The organism is Micromonospora sp. NPDC050795 (assembly GCF_044456785.1).
GTDB lineage: Bacteria > Actinomycetota > Actinomycetes > Mycobacteriales > Micromonosporaceae > Micromonospora.
In genome coordinates this window covers 1-2,223 of the sequence record NZ_JBITGE010000096.1, presented here as the reverse complement: position 1 = coordinate 2,223, position 2,223 = coordinate 1, and the positions used below count along the sequence as shown (strand labels likewise).

General features: G+C 66.4%; 3 protein-coding genes. All 3 read left to right on the top strand.

Annotation, left to right across the window (positions count from 1 at the left end):
• Positions 1-119: 119 nt before the first annotated feature.
• The 3 genes from ACIBEF_RS32295 (at position 120) to ACIBEF_RS32285 (ending at position 1,844) form a co-directional block, all read left to right on the top strand.
• A complete protein-coding gene (locus ACIBEF_RS32295; protein ID WP_396797209.1) occupies positions 120-749 on the top strand; it encodes a TMEM175 family protein in 630 nt (209 codons plus the stop codon).
• Positions 750-827: 78 nt separating this feature from the next.
• Complete coding sequence (locus ACIBEF_RS32290) at positions 828-956, top strand: hypothetical protein (protein ID WP_396797208.1); 129 nt, start codon at positions 828-830, stop codon at positions 954-956.
• A gap of 39 nt (positions 957-995) precedes the next feature.
• Positions 996-1,844 carry a hypothetical protein gene (locus ACIBEF_RS32285; RefSeq protein ID WP_396797207.1) on the top strand — a complete coding sequence of 283 codons (849 nt, stop codon included), beginning with the start codon at positions 996-998 and terminating at the stop codon, positions 1,842-1,844.
• Positions 1,845-2,223 lie beyond the last annotated feature (379 nt).

Sequence of the window (2,223 nt, the reverse complement as noted above, 5' to 3'; positions counted from 1 at the left end):
CCGCGATCTGGCACAACCGGACCACCGGCCAGCCCGTGACGAGATCCCTGATCGCCTACGACCACTGAACCAACTTCGGACTTACTCGTCTAGGCACCCGGTCAGACACCAGCCGCGCGGTGGCGTTCAGTGACGCCATCTTCGCCATCATCATCACGTTGCTGGTCCTGGACCTGCGGGTGCCGGACGTTCCTCCTGGCCGCCTCCTGTCCGGCCTTCTCGAGCAGTGGCCCTCGTACGCCGCTTATCTCGCGTCCTACTCGTATGTGGCCGTCGTCTGGCTGAACCACAAGGCGGCGTTCAACCGCATCCAGCAGGTCGATCGCGGCCTGCACTGGATGAACCTGTTCGTGCTGTTCAGCACGGCGTTGCTGCCGTTTCCGACCGCCGTCGTGTCGGACGCGCTGCAGGAGCACAACAACACGGACCAGCGGGTGGCCGTCGCCTTCTACGCGCTGATCGGCGCGTTGCTGTGCGCTACCTGGCTGGCGTTCTACCACTACCTGGCAAAGAACCCGGACCTGCTCAAGGACCAGGCCAGAGGCGGCTTCTTTCCCGTCGAGCGGCTCAGAGCCCTCGTCGGGGTCGTCCTGTACGTCCTCGCGGGGTTGGTCGGCTACCTTGTCGCGCCGTTGATCGGCCTGGCCATCTTCGTCCTTTTGCCCGTCTTCTACGCCATCACCAGCGCTGGCCTGTACCACTCGCCCGTGACCCGACGTATCACCCACAGTCCTCCGCCACGACCCTGAGGACGGAACGAACCGCCGATTAACCCGGATTGCGGCGGGTACCCGCCGCAATCGGCCACCGACGGAGCGCGAGCCTTCTTGGACACCCTCCGTGAGGCTGCCGGCGCGAAGGAGTACGGGGACTTCGTCGACCAATTGCCGCAGGAGTTCTGGCAGTTGACCGGGCCAGGGTCGGGACAGCTCCAGCCCCGCCGGATCGGCACCTAATCCCGTTCGGACGTCAGTCGAAGCCCGAGGAGTAGCGTGATGACCGAACCGGACAGCCGGGATACGGGCGCACGGGAGTCGCCGGCGCAACCGCGTGAGCGCGTTGATGGGCAGCGCGACGCCGAGGAAGCCGCGAAATCCGCCGGGCCGGGCGAGAGCCGCAGTGTCGCCGCCGGGCCGACGGGTGCCAAGCCCGGCGAACACCCCCTCATTCCGGAGAGTGGTGCGCACGGCCTTCCCCAACCGGCTGGTGGGCGCAGCAGCAAGACGATGTCAGACCCGGACGTCGTCCTTCAACTCCCGCAGGTCAAGGTTGAGCAGATCTACGTCGAGGTAGACGATCTGGACGCCTCTGTTTCTCTGCGAGCACGGCTGGGCAGCCTGCTCCAACTCGACGTGGGCGTTCAGGCGCGTCTCGGCACGGTGAAGGTCGACATCAAGGGCGTCGAGGCCGAGGCGATGCTTGAGGTTCGGCTCGATGAGCTCCGGGGCATTCTCGACAGCGCCCTGCGCACAATCGAACGGAACCCTCAGATCATCGAGTCGCTGGTGAAGACCGTGGACAACGCCGTGAACCAGGTCGGGCAGACGGCGCAGGAGGCGCTGGGACCCGATGGACCGCTGTCGCAGACGCTGCAGCAGGCGACCCAGCAGGTCGGCCAACAACTCGGGCAGGCCACCCAGCAGCTCGGACAGAGCACCCAGCAACTTGCTCAGAGCAGCGGGACGGTGGCTGGCGGCGGCACGGGGGGTATCGGCGGCGTGCTGGGCGGGTCTCCGGCCCACGCCGCGTGGCAACGGATGAAGAGGATCGTCAACAGCAGCCAGCCACTGAGGCAGATCACGACGTGGCTGGCCGGACCGCAGGGGCAACAGCCGCCGAGCTGACTCGACGTCCGCGGCCAGCACTGTGGCGAGCTGTCCCATGCGCACGTCGACGACGTCCGGGAGAGGGCTCACCGCCGCCATGCCCTCACCCACCGCCAAGGCGGACGCCGGCAAACGGTGCGCGCTGCAGTGGATCTCAGCGGGCACCGTGGGGAAACAATGTGTCCACATCCATCGATGGTCAGACTGGCGACGACGACACCAACACCGCGCCAAAACGGCCCACTACCAGCGGAGACTCCGACTCCACCGGGTGCGGCTGGAGTACCAAGCGCGGTTCGGCACTAGCCCGTGTTTCATAAAGCTCGGAGGTACTGGTTGATGGCGGCGATGGTCAGGGTGGCTTCGTAGCGGACGGCCAGTTTGTCGTAGCGGGTGG